The organism is Frondihabitans sucicola (assembly GCF_030296615.1).
Lineage (GTDB): Bacteria > Actinomycetota > Actinomycetes > Actinomycetales > Microbacteriaceae > Frondihabitans > Frondihabitans sucicola.
Genome location: NZ_AP027732.1, coordinates 629,424 through 647,560, shown reverse-complemented (window position 1 = coordinate 647,560; position 18,137 = coordinate 629,424). Strand labels below are relative to the sequence as shown.

The 18,137-nt window shown below is 70.9% G+C and carries 18 protein-coding genes and 1 pseudogene; 11 read left to right on the top strand and 8 right to left on the bottom strand.

Going from position 1 to position 18,137, the window contains the following annotated elements; genetic code table 11:
* Window positions 1-6 precede the first annotated feature (6 nt).
* Window positions 7-396, bottom strand: a complete 390-nt coding sequence (locus QUE79_RS03375) for a winged helix-turn-helix transcriptional regulator (protein ID WP_286345429.1) — start codon at window positions 394-396, stop codon at window positions 7-9.
* Between the two features lie 163 nt (window positions 397-559).
* Here QUE79_RS03375 and QUE79_RS03370 point away from each other — a divergent pair, with 163 nt between their 5' ends.
* The 4 genes from QUE79_RS03370 to QUE79_RS03360 all read left to right on the top strand — a co-directional run bounded on the left by QUE79_RS03370 (window position 560) and on the right by QUE79_RS03360 (window position 2,898).
* Entirely contained in the window at window positions 560-1,135 is a 576-nt protein-coding gene (locus QUE79_RS03370; RefSeq protein ID WP_286345428.1) for an NADPH-dependent FMN reductase, read from the top strand.
* Between the two features lie 196 nt (window positions 1,136-1,331).
* Window positions 1,332-1,805, top strand: coding sequence for an aquaporin (locus QUE79_RS25155; protein ID WP_350271627.1), 474 nt, complete (start codon window positions 1,332-1,334; stop codon window positions 1,803-1,805).
* Window positions 1,802-2,101: an aquaporin gene (locus QUE79_RS25150; protein WP_350271626.1), complete on the top strand. Its 300-nt coding sequence runs from the start codon at window positions 1,802-1,804 to the stop codon at window positions 2,099-2,101. Before QUE79_RS25155 ends, QUE79_RS25150 begins: the two co-directional genes overlap by 4 nt.
* Before the next feature lie 74 nt (window positions 2,102-2,175).
* On the top strand, window positions 2,176-2,898 hold the full coding sequence (locus tag QUE79_RS03360) for an MBL fold metallo-hydrolase (RefSeq protein ID WP_286345427.1): 723 nt from the start codon (window positions 2,176-2,178) through the stop codon (window positions 2,896-2,898).
* Window positions 2,899-3,069: 171 nt separating this feature from the next.
* On the opposite strand, the gene QUE79_RS03355 is transcribed toward QUE79_RS03360, so the two are convergent.
* Entirely contained in the window at window positions 3,070-3,537 is a 468-nt protein-coding gene (locus tag QUE79_RS03355; protein ID WP_286345426.1) for a MarR family winged helix-turn-helix transcriptional regulator, read from the bottom strand.
* A gap of 37 nt (window positions 3,538-3,574) precedes the next feature.
* Between QUE79_RS03355 and QUE79_RS03350 the strand changes: the two genes are divergently transcribed.
* Window positions 3,575-4,207 (top strand): MBL fold metallo-hydrolase, encoded by a 633-nt coding sequence (locus QUE79_RS03350; protein WP_286345425.1) that lies wholly within the window; start codon window positions 3,575-3,577, stop codon window positions 4,205-4,207.
* A gap of 80 nt (window positions 4,208-4,287) precedes the next feature.
* Here QUE79_RS03350 and QUE79_RS03345 read toward each other — a convergent pair whose 3' ends face one another.
* From QUE79_RS03345 to QUE79_RS03330, 4 genes are all read right to left on the bottom strand, one after another.
* Complete coding sequence (locus QUE79_RS03345; RefSeq protein WP_286345424.1) at window positions 4,288-5,001, bottom strand: gamma-glutamyl-gamma-aminobutyrate hydrolase family protein; 714 nt, start codon at window positions 4,999-5,001, stop codon at window positions 4,288-4,290.
* A gap of 272 nt (window positions 5,002-5,273) precedes the next feature.
* The gene (locus QUE79_RS03340) at window positions 5,274-5,786 is read right to left on the bottom strand and encodes a PaaI family thioesterase (protein ID WP_286345423.1); all 513 of its coding nucleotides are present in this window, start codon (window positions 5,784-5,786) and stop codon (window positions 5,274-5,276) included.
* Between the two features lie 214 nt (window positions 5,787-6,000).
* Window positions 6,001-6,381, bottom strand: a complete 381-nt coding sequence (locus QUE79_RS03335; RefSeq protein ID WP_286345422.1) for a hypothetical protein — start codon at window positions 6,379-6,381, stop codon at window positions 6,001-6,003.
* Window positions 6,382-6,384: 3 nt separating this feature from the next.
* Window positions 6,385-7,599, bottom strand: coding sequence for an FAD-dependent monooxygenase (locus QUE79_RS03330; RefSeq protein WP_286345421.1), 1,215 nt, complete (start codon window positions 7,597-7,599; stop codon window positions 6,385-6,387).
* Between the two features lie 151 nt (window positions 7,600-7,750).
* Here QUE79_RS03330 and QUE79_RS03325 point away from each other — a divergent pair, with 151 nt between their 5' ends.
* The 4 genes from QUE79_RS03325 to QUE79_RS03310 all read left to right on the top strand — a co-directional run bounded on the left by QUE79_RS03325 (window position 7,751) and on the right by QUE79_RS03310 (window position 11,485).
* A complete protein-coding gene (locus tag QUE79_RS03325; RefSeq protein ID WP_286345420.1) occupies window positions 7,751-8,581 on the top strand; it encodes an alpha/beta fold hydrolase in 831 nt (276 codons plus the stop codon).
* Window positions 8,582-8,645: 64 nt separating this feature from the next.
* Window positions 8,646-10,151 (top strand): AlkA N-terminal domain-containing protein, encoded by a 1,506-nt coding sequence (locus tag QUE79_RS03320; RefSeq protein WP_350271625.1) that lies wholly within the window; start codon window positions 8,646-8,648, stop codon window positions 10,149-10,151.
* Window positions 10,152-10,227: 76 nt separating this feature from the next.
* Window positions 10,228-10,743 (top strand): methylated-DNA--[protein]-cysteine S-methyltransferase, encoded by a 516-nt coding sequence (locus tag QUE79_RS03315; protein ID WP_286345419.1) that lies wholly within the window; start codon window positions 10,228-10,230, stop codon window positions 10,741-10,743.
* Between the two features lie 58 nt (window positions 10,744-10,801).
* Entirely contained in the window at window positions 10,802-11,485 is a 684-nt protein-coding gene (locus tag QUE79_RS03310; RefSeq protein WP_286345418.1) for a DnaJ family domain-containing protein, read from the top strand.
* Between the two features lie 131 nt (window positions 11,486-11,616).
* Here the strand turns inward: QUE79_RS03310 and QUE79_RS03305 are convergent, their stop codons facing one another.
* Together QUE79_RS03305 and QUE79_RS03300 are read right to left on the bottom strand one after the other, a co-directional pair.
* Window positions 11,617-12,675, bottom strand: coding sequence for an AI-2E family transporter (locus QUE79_RS03305; RefSeq protein ID WP_286345417.1), 1,059 nt, complete (start codon window positions 12,673-12,675; stop codon window positions 11,617-11,619).
* A 198-nt stretch (window positions 12,676-12,873) separates the two neighbouring features.
* Entirely contained in the window at window positions 12,874-15,165 is a 2,292-nt protein-coding gene (locus QUE79_RS03300; RefSeq protein WP_286345416.1) for a transglycosylase domain-containing protein, read from the bottom strand.
* Between the two features lie 158 nt (window positions 15,166-15,323).
* Between QUE79_RS03300 and QUE79_RS03295 the strand changes: the two genes are divergently transcribed.
* Together QUE79_RS03295 and QUE79_RS03290 are read left to right on the top strand one after the other, a co-directional pair.
* A complete protein-coding gene (locus tag QUE79_RS03295; RefSeq protein WP_286345415.1) occupies window positions 15,324-16,418 on the top strand; it encodes an acetamidase/formamidase family protein in 1,095 nt (364 codons plus the stop codon).
* Window positions 16,411-18,020: pseudogene (locus QUE79_RS03290) on the top strand (AtzH-like domain-containing protein). Before QUE79_RS03295 ends, QUE79_RS03290 begins: the two are co-directional and overlap by 8 nt.
* Window positions 18,021-18,137 lie beyond the last annotated feature (117 nt).

Genomic DNA, 18,137 nt, shown 5'->3' with positions numbered 1-18,137 from the left:
GGCAACCTACGCGTCGAACTCCGCCCGGCTCGCGGCCACCTGTCCCTGGTGTCCCTCGACCCAGTCGACGATGGTTCCGAGCGGTGCGATGAGGGTCACGCCGAGGTCGGTCAGGGTGTACTCGACGCGTGGCGGGACCTCCGCGTAGACGGTCCGCGTGACGAGCCCGTCGCGCTCGAGCGCTCGGAGCGTGACCGTGAGCATCCGGTGCGACAGCCCGTTGATCTCACCGAGCAGCGCCGAGAAGCGCAGCGGGCCGCGCGCGAGCGTCGTGATCACGAGGGTGGTCCACTTGTCGCCGATTCGGGTCAGCATCTCGCGGACGAGCCCCTTCTGGTCGGCGGAGCAGACTCGGTCGTCGGGCCACTGCGGTGGCCGGAGGCTTTCCTGCGGCATTGCGCGTCACGTCCTTTCGAGTGCGTGGGGCACTTATTAGTGCGTATCGGAATCCGGGATTATTCGCCGTCGTCACGCGTTACGCACTGACGGTAACCGAATCCGGCGCCGATTGTTCCCCGTCGGGGAAGAGGCGCCCAGACCGCTCAGAAGGAGCACCGCAGTGACCAAGATCGGAATCATCATCGGAAGCACCCGCCCCGGACGCAACGGCAAGGCGGTGGCCGACTGGGTGTACGACCGCGCCGTGCAGCGCGACGACGCCGAGTTCGAGCTCGTCGACCTCCGGGACTTCCCGCTACCGCACTACGACGAGGAGGGTTCGCCCGCACGCAGCACCTTCGACGCGGACCACGCCGTCGCCTGGACCAACAAGGTCGCCGAGTTCGACGGGTTCGTGTTCGTCACGCCGGAGTACAACCACTCGACGTCCGGCGTCCTCAAGAACGCGCTCGACTACGTCTACACCGAGTGGAACAACAAGGCGGCCGCGTTCGTCAGCTACGGCGGTGCCGGTGGGGCGCGCGCCGTCGAGCACCTGCGCCTGGTCGCCTCGGAGCTCGAGATGGCGACGGTGCGCAATCAGGTCGCCCTCTCGCTCATGACGGACTTCGAGAACTTCTCCCGGCTGGCGCCCGCCCCGTATCAGCTGTCGCAGCTGGACGCCGCCCTCGACCAGGTCGTGGCATGGTCGGCTGCGCTCGCGCCCCTGCGTCAGCCGGTCGACGTGGCCGCCTGATCCGGCGGCCTGTCCCTCGAGGTGAACCGGCCGACCCCGCGGCGCCGCGACCCGCCCGTCGCGGCGCCGGGGTCGGGCGGCGCCTGGACTCCCGGCGTCACATGAGTTACCAGTACGTAACAGATCGGGCGTGGGTCGCGCGACCGGGGGCGCAGTGCGCTAGGCATGTGAGCAACCATCACTTCGAAGGAGAGCCATGTCCTATCCCGACGCACCAGAACCCGCGGTCCCCACCACCCTCGGCCGGCTCACCGCCGAGGCGATGGGCACCTTCCTCCTCGTCTTCGGCCTCGTGGCCACGGCGATCTTCTCCGCGAAGTTCCCCTCCGCCGGAACCGCCAACACCTTCGGCGTCGGGTTCTTCGGGGTGGCGTTCGCCCTCGGGCTCACCGTCATGATCGGCGCCTACGCCTTCGGGCCGATCTCGGGTGGCCACTTCAACCCCGCCGTGACGCTCGGGCTCGCGGCGGCCGGACGGTTCGCCTGGAAAGACGTCCCCGGCTACATCGTGGCCCAGCTCGTCGGAGGCATCGTGGGTTCGACGGTGGTGTTCCTGCTCTCGCTCGGCTCCGGCACGAAGTTCCACCGCGACGCGGTCGACGGCGGGTTCGCCTCCAACGGCTACGGCACGCACTCCCCGGAGGCTTCAACCTGGCCTCGGCCATCGTGATCGAGATCATCGTCACGGCGATCTTCCTGTTCGTCATCCTGGGGGTCACCCACGCTCGCGCCCACGTCGGCTTCGCCCCGATCGCGATCGGCTTCACACTCACCCTGCTGCTGATGATCGCCATCCCGATCGACAATGCCTCGGTCAACCCGGCCCGTTCGATCGCCACGGCCATCTACGGAGGCGGCGACTGGCTGGGCCAGCTCTGGGTCTTCATCGTGTTCCCGATCGTCGGGGCGCTGCTCGCCGGTTTCGCTCAGCGCTTCCTGTTCGAGACCGCGACGAAGACGGCGTAGCGCGGCGCCCCCTCGGCAGCGGTGCCTCGAACTACGCTTGGGCGACCGAACCATCCACTGCCGAGGAGACCGCTGTGCCCGCACACCGCGTCCGCTCGATCGAGCGTGTCGCCGAGGGCGTCCACTTCGTCGAGGGGCCCGCATCCAACTGGATCGTCCTGTCGGGAGACGGCACCGCCAGCCTGATCGACGCCGGCTATCCGAACGACATCGACCTCGTCCGCTCGAGCGTGCGCGAGGCCGCGGGCGACGCCCCGCTCGCGGCCATCGCGGTCACGCACGGGCACTCCGATCACACCGGCGGCATCAACCCTCTGCTCGCCGAGTACCCCGGGGCGATCGTCCTGACCGGTGACGACGAGCTGGCCAACGTGCGGCGAGACGTCACCTACCAGGTGACCGCCGGCGCGGTCCTGCCGCACCTCGTCAAGCCGCGCTTCGCCCGCTGGCTGCGGCACGCCATCCAGGCGGGTGGCCTGCAGGACGTCGCGGTCGCGAACCCGACCGGGCTCGCCGACGGGGCGTCGTTCGAGTTGAGCGGGCACCGCGTGCGGGCCCGCACCACCCCGGGCCACACGCCCGGTCACACGGCCTACGAGCTGGTCGACGAGCGGGCCGTCGCCTCCGGAGACGCTCTCGTCACCGGACACGCGGTCTCCCGCGCCACCGGGCCGCAGGCGCTCCACCCGATGTTCCACCACGATCGTGCGGCGGCGCTCGCGGCGGCCGGCGAGCTCGCGCGGGAGTGGGCTGACCGGACCCTGCTGCCGGGCCACGGCCCGCTGCTGCGTCGCTAGCAGCCCTGCCCCCTCCCTCCCTCCGTCTGCCCCCTGCACCCTGCCGCCCGCACCCCCGCCTGCGCCGCCGCCCGAAATCGAAGGGGATTCTGCCCTCGCGAGTGCGAGAGGTGGCATCGGGAGGGGCAGCAGCAAAAATCCCCTTCGATTTCGGGAGGGGCGAGGGGCGGACTAGGACCCGGGGTCTTCGGCGGGTACAGCGGCTTCGAGGGCCGCAGTCAGTCGGTCGAGCAGCGTCGGAACCCGCGCGAGCAGCGCGAGGTCGGCCTCGTCGAGCGCGATCTCGGCGACGCCCAGGAGGAGAGTCGCCCGCATCTCGCGCGACTCGGTGACCACGCGGGATCCTGCCTCCGTCAAGGCGATCAAGACCCCGCGCGCGTCGCTCGGATCGGCCGACCGTTCGACCAGCCCGCGCGAGGCGAGCTCGGCCACCGTGGCGCTCATGCTCTGGTGACGGATGCGCCGCTGCCTCGCCAGGGCCGCGATGCTCTGCGGGCCGCCTCGCATGAGGTAGCCGAGCGTCTCGATCTGGTTGTCGGGGGCCGCGTCGGTCACGTCGCGGACCGCGCGGACGAGGTCGCCGACGGATCGCCGGAGTCGATCGGCCGTGTCGAGCTCGAAGTCGCCGCTGGGTTCCATGGCGAAAATTATACAGGCCAACTGTATAGTTGGCGGCATGGAACTCACGAAGCACACGCACGCCACCGTCGTCCTGTCGAAGGGCGAAGGCTCCCTCGTCATCGACCCGGGCGCGTACACGCCCAACGCCGCAGACCTCGTCGCCGACGCGACGGCCGTGCTCATCACGCACGCCCACCCCGACCACTTCGACGCCGGAATCCTCGACGCCGCGCTCGACGCTCAGCCCGCCCTCACGGTGTACGCGCCGGGCTCCGTCGCCGCCGGACTCGGCTCGCACGACGGCCGCGTCGTCACGGTCGCTGCCGGCGACACGTTCGCGGCCGCCGGCTTCGACGTCGCCGTCTTCGGCGAGGAGCACGCCGTCATCCACCCCGACGTGCCCGTCGACGAGAACGTCGGGTTCCTCGTCGACGACGTGTTCCACCCCGGCGACGCCTACCTCGAGCCCGGTGTGGCCGTCGAGACGCTGCTGCTGCCGACGAGCGGTCCGTGGGTCAGCATGCGCGGCGCCGTCGACTACGTCCGCGCCGTCAAGCCGGCCGCTGCCGTGCAGATCCACGACCTGATGCTCAGCGACGCCGGCAAGGGTTCGACCGAGCAGTTCTTGAAGAACCTCACGGGCGTCGGCCTGACCACGCTGCAGCTCGGGGAGAGCGTCACTCTCTGACCCCGACGATCCCCTGAGTCGACGTCGATCCGCGCCCTGATGCGGGTCGGCGTCGATTCTGTGGAGTGGCGCTCAGCCGGTCACGAACGGAGGGCGTCGCGCGCGGCGGCGAGCAGATCGGAGAGGACGCTCCCGCTCGATCCTGCGTCTTCGGGATGCCACTGCACCGCCCAGAGCGGTGCGGACGCGTGCTCGATCGCCTCGGGGGTGCCGTCGTCGGCGCGGGCGACGATCCGTAGGCCCTCTCCCGGTCTGCCCACGGCCTGGTGGTGCGCGCTCTGCACGTCGAGCGTCGTCGCGCCCAACGCCGCCGCGAGTCGGCTGCCGGGATCGACCGCGACGCCGTGCGTCACCATGCCGGGCTCAGCGCTCACGTGGCCGCCGTCGTGGAGGTGCTGCACCAGATCGCCCCCGAGCGCGACGTTCACCAGCTGCATGCCGCGACAGATGCCGATCAGCGGAATGCCGGTCGAGACGGCTTCACGAACCAGTGCGGCCTGCGGCAGGTCGGCCTCGGGGAAGACCTCCTCGCGCCCCGGATAGTCGGCATCGCCGCCATAGAGCGCAGGATCGACGTCTTCGCCGCCGGTGAGCAGGATCACGTCGGCTCCCTGGCTCGCCTCGGCCAACTCTCCGGTGTCGGACGCGACGCGGACCACGTCGAATCCGGCCTGCCCGGCAGCGCTGCGGATGTTGGCGCTGAGCTCGCGGAGCTCCGCCCCGTAGGCGGGATCCGCGCGCTCCCGGTCGCTGACGTCGACGACGAGGAGGCGGGCGCGGGTCGCTTCTGGCACGGGTTCATCCTGCCAGCGACGCGGGGTTCGCCGTGCCGCCGCCACAAATCGAAGGGGATTTTCGGCGGATGGGCGATCCTGCCGCCTGGGTGGGGTCGATCGGCGGAAATCCCCTTCGATTTCCGGCGGCGCGGCGCGGGGCGGGCAGGGCAGGGCGGGGTGGGGCAGGGCGGGACGGGGCGGGGCAGGACGGGGCGGGGCAGGACGCGGCAGGGTGGGGCAGGACGGGACGGGGGAAGAGGGCCGGCAGACCGGCGGCGCAGCGGGACGCGTCAGACGGCGAACACCAGCAGCGTGCTCGACGCCGTCGCGATCAGGCGCCCCGCGGCGTCGCGCACCTCGCCCTCCGCGAACGCTGCCCGGCGGCCGGGTTTGGTGACCCGCCCGATCGCCGTCAGTTCGCCGCTGTCGGCGGACAGCGGTCGCAGGTAGTTCACCTTGATCTCGAGCGAGGTGTAGCCCGTGCCGGCCGGAAGCGTGCTCTGCACGGCGCATCCGAGCACCGAGTCGAGCACGGTGCAGACGAAACCGCCGTGGACCGTGCCGATCGGGTTGTAGTGGGACTCGTCGGGCGTGCACCGGAAGGTCACCTCGCCGGTCGTCGCCCCGACGGCCTCCAGGTTCATGAGCGCCAGGATCGGAGGTGGCGGCAGCGTCCCGTCGACGAGCGCGTGCAGGAAGTCGAGACCGGCCATGGTCTTCGCGGCCGCAGCGGAGACGGCAGGATCGCTCCAGCTCACGGTCTTCGTGCGGGTAACGGTGGTGGCTGCGCTCTCGTCGCTCATCGGCGGGACTCCTTCGTCTGTCACTTGCTGGCCGCCAGCCAGCCTAGGCAGCCCGGGCCGCAGTGCCACACGCGTTGTACGAGTCGGCAACGGCGTCCGCGGACCGGGCGAGTCGTGTTGTAGATCCCCGCGCATCGTCGGGTCGAGGCCGTGGGGGCGCGCCTCCCGCGGACCGTTCTCGGCGGGAGACCTGGTTTGTGCGCCCTCGTCCGACTCAGCGAGCCGCTGCGGTGGCGATCGCGTCGAGGAGGGTGCCGACGAGCCGAGGACCGGGCGCGTGAATCCAGGTTGCCGCCGAGGCCGCCGCTGCCACTCCGACGTGGAGGCCCGACGAGCTCTGCGATCGCGCGTTCAGGCGGCTGCCCGTCGGTCCGACCGCGAAGTCGAGCTGGATCCCACTGCTCGCGGCGAACCTCCGCCTGAACACGATGAACGCCTGCTCATCGTCCAGACTCGTCGTGGTGAGCAACGGCAGCTCGTGCAGGGCCGCGCGCACCACGTCCGGCCAGTCGGCGACGACCCCGTCGAACGTCAGCGATCCTGCGGTCGTTCGAGCGTCGACCGTCTCGACGCGTCGGGTGAGCACGGACGGCATGGCTCAGACGCGAGCTTCCAGGTGTCCGTAGTCGGGCAGCTCGATCTTCTCCGCCGGGGGCCGGAACATGCGGCTGCGGAGCGGCGCCACGGCCTTCGTCGATGCGGCGCGGAGCAGACCGTGCAGGGCTGCGATGCCGGCGCGAGTCGACGGGTTCGCCAGGCGGGGCGTGCCCGGCGGCGGATCCTGCGCTTGCTCGACGTAGGGTCGCAGGATCCGCTCGTAGCCGCGGAAGGCGTCGCGGTGGTCGACGTGCGCGGACAGCTCGCCGGCGAGGACGTACGCGCCGACCAGCGACAGGCTCGTGCCCATACCGCTCACCGGCGAGGCGCACCACGCGGCATCGCCCGTGAGCGCCACGCGGCCGGTCGACCAGGTCGGCGCGTGCACCTGACCCAGGGATTCGAAGTAGACATCGGCTCCGTCGAGCGCGTCCAGGACGCGGGTCGCCTCCCAGCCCGCGTCGCCGAACTGCTCGCGCAGCGCAGACTTCTGACCGGCTGCGTCACGGCGGTCGAACCCACTGGCGCGGCCGTGCGTCATCCGGCTCAGGACAGCCCGCGTGGTGCCGTGCCGATCCGGTCGCAGTGTGACCCCGCGCCCGCCCGGTGCGCTGTACCAGCGCCACCAGTCGACGTCACCGTCGGTTCGCGGAATGGTGAGGTAGGCCATCTCCATGCCGAGGTCCCGCACCTCGGCGCGCTCGGCGCCTCTGAACAAAAGGCTCCGAGTGGTGGAGTTCTTGCCCTCCGCGACGATCACGAGGTCGTACTCGCGATCCTGCCCCTTCTCGAACGAGACCCGGACGCCGTCAGTGGTCTCCTCGACTCCGGCGATGGCGTCGCCGAAAACATATTCCGTCTTGGACATGCTCGCATCGATCAGGATCTGCGCCAGATCTCCACGCAGGATCTCGACCTCCGCGGTCGCTCCTTCGGTGTCGCTCTCGCCGGCGGGGAACTCAGCAGCGGTGCTGCCGTCCGCGCGCACGAAGCGCGTTCCGAGCTCCCCGGTGGTAGCCGCCCGGACGACGTCCTCGAGCCCCGCGCGGCGCAGCGTCTCGCGGGCCGCCCCGCGAACGTCGATGTTCTGGCCGCCGGTGCGGACCTCGGCGGCCCGCTCGACGACGGTGGTCTCCCACCCGTAGCGGTTGAGCCAGAACGCGAGGGCGGGGCCCGCGATGCTGGCTCCGGAGATGAGGGCGCGGCGCTGTGTCATCCGCCCAGTCTTCTCGCTCCGGCGCCGTCCGGGCCATCGCGGTGCATCCCGGTGGCGCGCACCCTCGGGTCCGGCTGCGCCGATGGCGGGGAGGTGGTCACGACCGGTGCCGCCCGGCCACGGCGGCAAACCTCGCGGTACGCTCCCCGACATGAGCGACGAACGCGACGTGGCGGCGGCCGACGGCAGGATCCTCCGCGTGCACGACAGCGGTTCGGTACCCGACGAGCGTGCCGCGCTGGTCTGGCACACCGGATCGCCGCAGACCGGAGCGCTGCTCCCGCCCGTGCTCGACGCGTGTGCCGCCCGAGGCATCCGGCTCGTCTCGTACGGCCGACCGGGCTACGGCGGCTCCACCCCGAACACCGGCCGTGACGTGGCTTCCGCCGCCTCCGACGTCGAAGTCGTCGTCGACGCCCTGGGCATCGACCGCTTCGCCACGATGGGCGCCTCGGGTGGCGGCCCGCACGCCCTCGCCTGCGCGGGGCTGCTGCCACGTCGCGTGACCGGCGTCGTCACCCTCGCCGGAATCGCTCCGTACGCCGAGTCGTACGACTGGTTCGCCGGCATGCAGGCTCCGAGTGCGCTGAGGTCGGCCGTCGTCGGCCTGGCCGCCCGCGAGGAGTTCGCCAAGGTCGACGACTTCGACCCCGAGAGTTTCGTCCCGGTCGACTACGCCGCCCTCGAAGCCGATTGGGCGTCGCTCGGGGCAGACGCCGGAACAGCGGGGGCAGCAGGATCCCGCGGCCTCGTCGATGACGATCTCGCGTTCGTGTCCCCCTGGGGATTCGATCCGGCGACGATCACGTCGCCCGTCCTGGTCGCGCAGGGCGGCCTCGACCGCGTGGTTCCCGCCGCGCACGGCTTCTGGCTGCACGACCGCATCGCCGGCTCGGAGTTCTGGGAGCGACCGGACGACGGCCACATCTCGATCCTGCGGGCCGTTCCCGCCGCGCTGGACTGGTTGCTCGCCCACTCCTGAGGCGCTCCACTGCGATGTCGCATTCTCGCTAGTGCAGGTCGGGGGCGGGTGTGAGGATGGACTCATGCACCTCGACGAGACTCTCTGCCGCGGCGCGGTGAAGAGCCGCGACGCCCGCTTCGACGGCTTCTTCTACACGGCCGTCCTCTCGACCGGCATCTACTGTCGGCCGAGTTGCCCGGCGCGCACGCCGAAAGACGAGAACATGGTCTTCCATCCGTCGGCGGCCTCGGCTCAGGCGGCTGGTTTCCGGGCCTGTAAACGCTGCCGGCCCGACGCGACCCCCGGCTCGCCCGAGTGGAACGTGCGCTCCGACACCGTGGCCAGGGCGATGCGGCTGATCGCCGACGGTGTCGTCGATCGCGACGGCGTCCCGAGCCTTGCGGCGACCCTGGGCTACAGCACGCGGCAGGTCGAACGCCTCCTGCGCGACGAGCTCGGCGCCGGCCCTCAGGCACTCGCCCAAGCGCAGCGAGCCCAGTCCGCCCGCACGTTGATCGAGGCGACCGACCTCCCGATGAGCGACATCGCCTTCGCCGCGGGCTTCTCGTCGATCCGCGCGTTCAACGACGTCGTCCGCGCCACCTACGCCGCCTCGCCCTCCGAACTGCGGTCGGGCGTCACCGGTGCAGCCTCTCCCGCGCTGCCGCACTCCGGCGTCATCTCCCTGCGGCTCCCGTTCCGCCGGCCGCTCGATCCGTCCAACCTCATCGGCCATCTCGTCGCGACGGGGGTGCCCGGCGTCGAAGAGTTCCGCGACGGCGCCTATCGCTCGACGGTCCGCCTGCCGCGCGGCTGGGGCATCGTCTCGGTGCGGCGTCCCGTCGGCACCGCGTTCCCGGTCACGCTCCGGCTGACCGACGTGCGCGACCTCGCTGCGGCCGTGAGCCGCGTGCGACGGCTGCTCGACCTCGACGCCGATCCCGTGGCCATCGGAGAAGCGCTCGGCCGTGACGACCACCTGCGCCCCCTCGTCGATGCGGCGCCCGGGCGTCGGGTGCCGCGCATCCTCGATCCTGCCGCGTTCGCTCTGCGAGCCGTGCTGGGCCAGCAGGTCTCGACGGCGGCCGCCCGTACCCACGCGGCCCGACTGGTGTCCGCCCTCGGCGAGACGATCGTGGATCCCGACGGCGGGCTCACGCACCTGTTCCCGACCGCCGAGGCCATCGTGGCCGCCGCGGGCGAACGCGCTCTCGCGCCCACCGAGTCGGTCGACTCGCGTCTCGACGAGATCCTCCGCATGCCCGCCTCGCGCCGCCGCACTCTCCTCGCGATGGCGACCGCGCTGGCGTCCGGCGATGTCCGGCTCGACGCCGGCGCCGACTGGCAGGCTGCGCGCGACGCCATGCTCGCCCTGCCCGGCATCGGCCCGTGGACCGTCGAGACCATCGCCATGCGAGCCCTCGGCGATCCCGACGCGTTCGTCGGCAGCGACCTCGGCGTGCTGAAGGCGGCCGCATCGCTCGGCCTCCCCGCGGCGCGCCCGCTCTCGAGCGGGCCTCCCAGGCGTGGTCGCCGTGGCGCGCCTACGCCGTGCAATACCTCTGGGCCGCCAGCCCGCACGCCGTGAATTCGATTCCCGAGGGCGACGTCGTCCTGCCGACCCTCCCCGATCCTGCTCTGCCCGTCCTCGAAGGAGCCCCCTCATGAGCTACACCGTCATCGACTCGCCCATCGGCGAACTCACCCTCGTCGCCGACGACGAGACCTCCGCACTCCGCGCCCTCTACATGGTCGAGCACCGGCACGCACCGAGCACCGAGACCTTCGGCGAGCGGCTGTCGGGCACCGACGAGGCTCGCGTGTTCGGAGCCGTCGTCGCCCAGCTCGGCGAGTACTTCGCCGGAACCCGCGAGACCTTCGATCTCGAGCTGGCCCCGGTCGGCACCGAGTTCCAGCTCGCCGTCTGGCAGCAGCTCCGCACCATCCCTTACGGGGAGACCTTCACCTACGGCGACATCGCCGCGCGTCTCGGCAACCCCAAGGCCGTCCGCGCCGTCGGCCTCGCGAACGGCCGCAACCCGCTCAGCATCATCGTTCCGTGTCACCGCGTCATCGGAGCCAACGGCGCCCTGACCGGCTTCGGCGGCGGAATCGAGCGCAAAGAATATCTGCTCGGCCTGGAGAAGGCCGAGGCCGTGCAGCCCTCGTTGTTCGCGTAGATCGTTCGGCGTGGCCTCGCGCACCCCGGCCACCGGCGCCGCGGCGTAGCGTTGAGGCATGGCCGAGAGCGACCGCCACCACGCGCCCGACGAGCAGGGGCGCAGTGATCCGCGCCGCCCGGCTCCTGTGCACCGCGACGAGGTCGCTCGCGAGACCGCCCGCCGCGACCCGTCACTCGCCGCCGCTCGCTACCGGGTCGAACGCGAACTCCCCGCCGACGAGCAGAAGCGCGCCCCCACGGCCGACGAACTCCGTTCCATCGCGAAGACGCAGCTCGACATCGCCATCGCGCGCGGCGACTTCGACAATCTCCCGGGTGCCGGAAAACCGCTGCCCGGCCTCACCGGCGGCACCCACGACCCCGACTGGTGGATCAAAGCCAAGATCGAACGCGAGGGCCTGTCGGGCGTCGCTCCCCCGGCCCTGTCGCTCCGAACCGAGAACGAGCGGCTCGACGACCTCCTCGACACGATGGCGACCGAGGCGTCGGTGCGTGCGACGGTGGCCGACTTCAACTCCCGCATCGTGGAAGCACGCCGTCAACTGACGGGAGGCCCTCCCGTCGTCACGCCGACGCGCGACCTCGACGTCGAAGTGCAGCGATGGCAGGATCGCCGCGCCCGCCACCGCGCAGAAGCCCGAACCGCGGCCGCCGAACTCGCCGCGGAGCAGCCGCCGTCCTGGCGCGAGAGGCGTCGGGCCGCTCGGGCCGCTCGGGCCGGTCGTCGGCCGCGGGACTAGTCGCTGCGTGTCCGCACGACCGCACCACTTCTACGTCTCCGGCACGACCTCGTCGGCCGCGTCCTCCTCAGCAGCCGCCTTCGGTTCCGTCCGCCACTTGCCCCGCGCCACGAACGTCACCATGACGTTGATCACGGCGATCGTGGGCACGGCGAACAGCGCGCCGGGGATACCGGCGATGTACGAGCCGCCGGCCACGGCGAAGACGACGGCGAGGGGTGCACCTTGACGGCGTTTCCCATGACGAGCGGCTGCAGCACGTGGGCCTCGAGGAGGTGCACGATGACGACCCCGCCGAGCATGATGAGCGCCTGCAGAGGGCCGACGAAGAGCAGCGCGATCACGACGGCGAAGGCACCCGAGACGATGGCACCCACGACCGGGATGAACGACGCCAGGAACACGAGAACGCCGATCGGCACCGCCAGCGGCAGTCCGAGGAAGAAGGCGAAGAGGCCCACGCCGAGGCCGTCCACGGCGGCGACGAAGATCTGGACCCGTACGAACGTGGTGAGCGTGTGCCATCCTGCCTGGCCTGCTCCGTCGACGGCGGTGCGAGCGCGGCGGGGGAACAGCCGCGTGACCCACTTCCAGACGCCTTCGCCGTCGATCATCATGAAGATCGTCGCGAAGATGGTGAGCAGGCCGTCGGCGACGAAGTGCACGCCGCCCAGCCCGACGGCGGCAGCGCCCGACAGCAGCGACTTACTGCTGTCTTGGAGGGCCTTGGTCGCCTGATCGATGTACTTCTGGTAGTCGGTCGTGGTCAGGTTGAACGGTGGGGCCGCGAGGAACGCCTGCACCGACTTGAACGACGAGACCGACTCCTTCTCGAGGGCGGGCAGCCCGGCCCGCACCTGCGAGACCACCAGCAGCACCAGGGCCCCGAAGACGATGAGGGTTCCGAGCAGTGTCACGACGATCGCCAGCCACTTCGGCCAGCGCCGATGCACGAGCGCCGTGACGGCCGGCTTGAGCAGCGCCGAGATGAGCAGCGCGATCAAGAACGGGATGACGATCTCGCTGAGCGTGGTGATCAGGTAGATCAACACGGCGAAGCACGCGACGACGACCAGGATCCGCCAGCCCCAGGCGCCCGCGATCTTCATCCCGTTCGTGACGGTGTCGTCGGCGTGGAGGGTACCCGGGCGTGTGCTCGGGTCGGTGTTCTTGGAACCGGGAAGTCTCATGATCGAAGTCTGCCGTGCTTTCTGCCGCGAGTGAGGGTGGAGCCGGGAAACGGCCCCCACGACAAGACGTATCGAGTCGACGAATCGTCACGCGGCCGACAGGCTGCGCCGGATCGCGGCAGCGCGCGCACGCTCGGCCCGGCGGAGGCGCCCGCGTCGCGATCCTGCGCCCTGCTCCTCTGTCGTCACCCCGTCGGGCTATTCGCCCGTCACCGTGCTGGTTCCGTTGCCACCGCCCGTCGCGCCCCCGGTGGTGCCACCGCCCGTCGCGCCCCCGGTGCCCCCGGTCGCTGCACCGGCGCTGCCCCCGGCTGCCGCGCCACCCATCGATGCGCCACCCGACCCCGACTCCCCGCCCGCAGACGAGGAGCTGATCTCGGAGGCGGGCGGCGCCGTCAGCGTCCCGCCGCCGTACTCCGCGTCGAGCGACTGGAGGATCGGCTTCGCGATGTCGAACTTGACGTCGTATCCCTCGATGCCGTTGATGGAGGTGTCGTAGAAGTCGGTCGATCCCGAGACGTTGCCGACCCAGGTGGCCGTGGCGACCTTGGTCGTCGAGGTGACCAGCCAGTTCTGCTCCGCGTCGTCGTTGGTGCCCGTCTTGGCCAGGATGTCGACGCCGTCTTCCGGGTTGGCGCTGGCACCGGTGCCGCCCGGTTCGAGGACGGTCTGCAGGGCGTACGAGACACCGGCCGCGATCTCCGACGACATGCCCTGCGTGCAGCTGGTCGGAGTGGCGGCGATCGCCTTCCCGGTCGGACCCGTGATGCTGGTGATCGCGATCGGCGTGCAGACGATGCCGTTGTTGGCGATGCCGGCGTAGGCCGTGGCCATCGTGAGCGGAGCGATGTCGTTCGTGCCCAGGATCATCGACGGCACCGAGCTGAGCTTCACCCCGGTGGCCGTGTGGACGTCCATGGAGGTCGCGTCCTTCGCGATGCTGCAGAGGTCGAGCTGAGTGCCCATCTCGGCGAAGGCCGTGTTCACCGACTGGGCCGTGGCCTGGAGCACCGACAGCGAGGCGGCAGCCGGATCCGCGTTGGCGACCGGCCAGGTGCTGTCGCCGATGTCGGTGCAGCTGTTGGTGAACTCCGAGAAGGGGAAGGTGTGCTGTGTCGTCGTCACGGAGTCGGACAGGGTGTGTCCCGCCTGCAACCAGGCGGCCAGGGTGAACGCCTTGAACGACGATCCGGTCTGGAACCCGCCCGAACCGCCGTACGCCTTGTCGGTGTTGTAGTTCACGCTCGTCTCGCCGGCCACAGCATGGTCGCTCTGCGTGTAGTTCGTGTTCTGCACCATGGTCAGGATCTTCCCCGTCCCCGGCTCGACCGACACGTTCGTGGCGCCGAGGTTCATCCCGGCTGCCGTCGCCGGGGCGTAGGTCGACAGCGCCGTCTGCGCGACCTTCTGCTGCGCGAGGTCGAGGGTGGTGTAGATCTTCAGGCCGCCCTCGCTGAGGGTCGCGGCGCGGGCGCTCGCGGTGGCACCGAACGCGGTGTCGTTGGCCACGACGTTGGTGACGTAGTCGCAGAAATAACCGGCGTCGTACTTCACAGCAGCGCCGCAGCCGTTGGTCGCCGTGGTGATCTTCGGAGTGATCGCGGTCGCCGTGGCGGCCGTCAGCTCGGCCTTCGAGAGCTTGCCGTGGACGTACATCCGCTGGAGCACGTAGTCGCGACGCACCTTCGTGAGCGCGTAGCCGTTCGCCGAGCCGTTGGCGGCATTCGTCGGCTCGTCGATCCGGAGGTTGGAAGGATTGTTCAGGATCGCGATCAGAGTGGCCGACTGCACCGTGCTCAGGCTCGAGGCGGAGACCCCGAAGTAGTACTCGGCGGCCGCCTGGATGCCGTAGACGTTGCCCCCGAATCCGACGATGTTGAGGTATCCGGTGAGGATCTGCGACTTGGTGTACTTCTTCTCGAGGCTGATCGCATAGCGCATCTCGCGCAGTTTGCGCTGCGGCGTCACCGCGGTGACGGTCTTGTAGCAGGCGAGCGCCTTGGCGGTGTCCGTGTTCTCGGTCGCGCAGCGCTCGACGAGGACGTTCTTCACGTACTGCTGCGTGATCGACGAGCCGCCCTGGACGTCGTCGCCCAGGGTCGTGGCCAGGACTCCGCGGATCGTGCCTTCGACGTCGATCGCGCCCTCCTGGTAGAACCGCGGGTCTTCCGCCGAGACGGCGGCGTCCTTCACGCTCGCGGCGATCTGATCCGCCTTCACGTCGGTCCGGTTCTCGGTGTAGAAGGAGGCGATCTTGACCTCGCTGCTGCCGTCCTTCGCGTAGAGGCTGGAGGCCTGGGCCGGCTGGGTGATGGCGAGGTAGCTCGGCAGGTCGTCGAAGGCGGTGACGCCGGTCGTGACCGTGTTCCCGGCGACGACCAGGCTCGGGATCGCGAGGACTCCGACGAGGAGACCGGCGACGATCGCGAGCCCGGCGAACCCGGTCAGGGCCGAGAGGGCGCGCGGGGCGGAAGTCGGAGAAGTGCTCACGCTCGACGGTAGGGACCGCTCTCCAAGAGGAGGCTGGGGGCAGGAATCCTTCCCAGCGAACCGATCGGATCTCGGGAGCGGGCGCCCAGGCAATCGGCCGTCCGGAGTCGAGGCGGGAGCCATAGGGGGCCGCCCCGGCCCGCCGCTAGGGTTTGGACATGACTTTCGAGACGGGAGCCGTCCTCCAGCCGGGTCGCGGCGAGATCCCGGGCGCGCTCTATCTGCCCGCCAGCGAGGCGAACACCTTCTGGGGACGCCTTCCGTGTGAGACCGACGTCGCCGTCCTGACAGTCGATCCCGGCGACATCGTCACGATCGACACGATCAGCCACGAGGGCATCCTCGACGACCAGGGCCGTGACCCGGTGGCCTTCTTCGCGCAGCACGGCGTCGCGGCAGAGGCCGTGCTCGACGACGCGGTGGCGATTGCCGCGTCGACCGGGCGGCGCGATCCTGCCGTCGACGGTCCGCACGTCGTGACCGGCCCGATCGCCGTCCGCGGAGCCGAGCCCGGCGACGTCCTCACGATGACCCTCGTGACCGCGACGCCGCGAGTGCCGTACGGCGTCATCTCCAATCGCCACGGTCGCGGTGCGCTGGCCGGCGAACTGCCGCGCGGCTCCGAGAACGTCAGCGTCTTCGCGGCCGCCACTCGCGATGCCGCAGGCTCCCTCGTGGGGACACTCCCCCGCACTCCGGGCGGCGTTCCCTCCGTGACCTTCCCACTGCACCCGTTCCTCGGCATCATGGGCGTCGCCGTCGCGGGCGACGAGCGACCGCACTCGGTGCCTCCCGGCCCGCACGGCGGCAACATCGACATCAGCCTGCTCGTCGAAGGTGCGTCACTGCATCTGCCGGTGCAGGTGCCGGGGGCCCTCGCCTATGTCGGCGACCCGCACTTCGCCCAGGGCGACGGCGAGGTCGCGCTGACCGCCCTCGAGGCCTCCCTCCGGGTGACGGTCCGCTTCGATCTCATCACGAAGCAGGATGCCCGGGCTCGCTTCGGCGAGATCGCGGGCCCGTTGGCCGAGACGGCTGAGTTCCTCGTCCCGACCGGGCTCGACGAAGACCTCGACGTCGCCGTGCAGAAATGCGTCCGTGCAGCCCTCGACCTGCTGCATGCCCGATTCGGCATGGAGGAGAGCGTGGCCTACGCGTACCTCTCCGCGGCGACCGACTTCAACATCTCGCAGGTCGTCGACCTGGTGAAGGGTGTCCACGCCAGAATCCGAGTGAGCGACTTCGATGACTGATCCGACCTCTGTTCAAGGAACCCTGCCCGGCGGGCTGCTCGACGCCTTCGACGCGTACGAGGGAGCGCTCGCCGCCAACGATCAGGCGGCGCTCGCCGACGCCTTCGAACCCGGTGCCGACACGCTGCGCGCCGACGGCGCCGGGCTGCTGGTCGGTCACGAGGCCATCACCGAGTTCCGCGGGCGGCGGAAGTCCGCGCCCGCGCGCCACATCGAGCAGTGTCACGTGAGGGTCCTCGATCCTGCGACCGCCCTCATCGTGTCGGTCAACCTCCCCGCCGCCGGCGGACGCGGCGTCGTCACTCAGCTCTGGCGCCAGAATCCGCAGGATCACGTCTGGCGGATCGCGTCGGCGCAGGTGCAGGCTCCGGCACCGATCTTCGACACCCGGATCTGGCGCGTCGTCGGGGCACCCCTGGTCGCCTCGTCGGTGGACGTGTCGGCCGAGGATGAGCCCGCTGCGGGCGTCGCTCCCCTGCTCGGTGAGACCGTCGCGGTGAAGGACCTCTTCGCGGTGGCCGGCCTGCGCATCGGCGCGGGGGTGCCCGCCTACCTGGAGGAACAGTCCGACCAGGAGTTCAACTCGCCCGCCGTCCAGGCCTTGCTCGACGGCGGCGCCGCGGTGCTCGGTATCGCGCAGACCGACGAGTTCGCGTACAGCATCGCCGGCCGCAACTCCGCCTACGGCACTCCCCGAACGGTGCCGTGCCCGGCGCGATCTCCGGCGGTTCGTCGAGCGGGCCGGCCTCCGCCGTCGCACTCGGCCACGCCAGCGTCGGCCTCGGCACCGACACGGGCGGGTCGATCCGCGTCCCGGCCTCCTATCAGGGGCTCTGGGGCCTCCGCACGTCGCACGGCGCCGTCCGCCGCACCGACCTGCTGCCCCTGGCGCCCTCGTTCGACGCGGTCGGTTGGCTGACCCGCGACGTCGACCTCCTGGCGCGGGTTGCCGCCGCCACCTTCGGAAGCCCGGCCGCGACCTCCTCCCCTCTGCAGCACGAGGTCGAGCCGGCCTTCGCGGTCGATCCCAGCCTGATCGCCTCCGTCTCCCCCGACGTCCGCGACGCCTTCGACGGGTGCGTGTCCGCGCTCGCGTCGGCGGGGACCATCGGTCGGCCCGACGAGATCGCCCTCGGCGACATCGCCCACCTCTACGAGCTGTTCCGCGTGCTGCAGGCCGCCGAAGCCTGGCGGTCGCACGGCGAGTGGATCACGGCGCACCCCGGCGCGCTCGCGCCCGACGTCGAGGCCCGCTTCCAGTTCGGCCGCAGCGTCACGCCCGACCGCGAGGCCGAGGCCCGCACGGAGCTCGCCGTGCAGCGCGACCACCTCGACCGGATGCTGGGCGGCAGGATCCTGCTGCTCCCCAGCGCATCGTCGGCGGCTCCGTCGCTGGCCGCCACGCCCGCGGAGTTCGACGCGGTGCGCTCCCGCACGCTCGGCCTCACCTGCATCGCGGGGATCGGCGGGTACCCGGCCGTGTCCGCTCCCCTGCTCCGGGTCGCCGGCGGTCCCGTGGGCCTCTGCTTGGTGGGCCCGCGCGGCACCGACCTGGCCCTCGTGCGCGTGGCGGCGTCGCTCGCGGGCTCCCTGGTCGCCTGAGAGCGGGGGCCTTGCCGCGTGCGCGCCGTGCGCGTCGATCGGACGTAGCCTCGCGAGGAGTGCGCGTGTTACACGGCTGAAACACATGTTGCGTAGACTCGCCGTGTGAAACAGTCT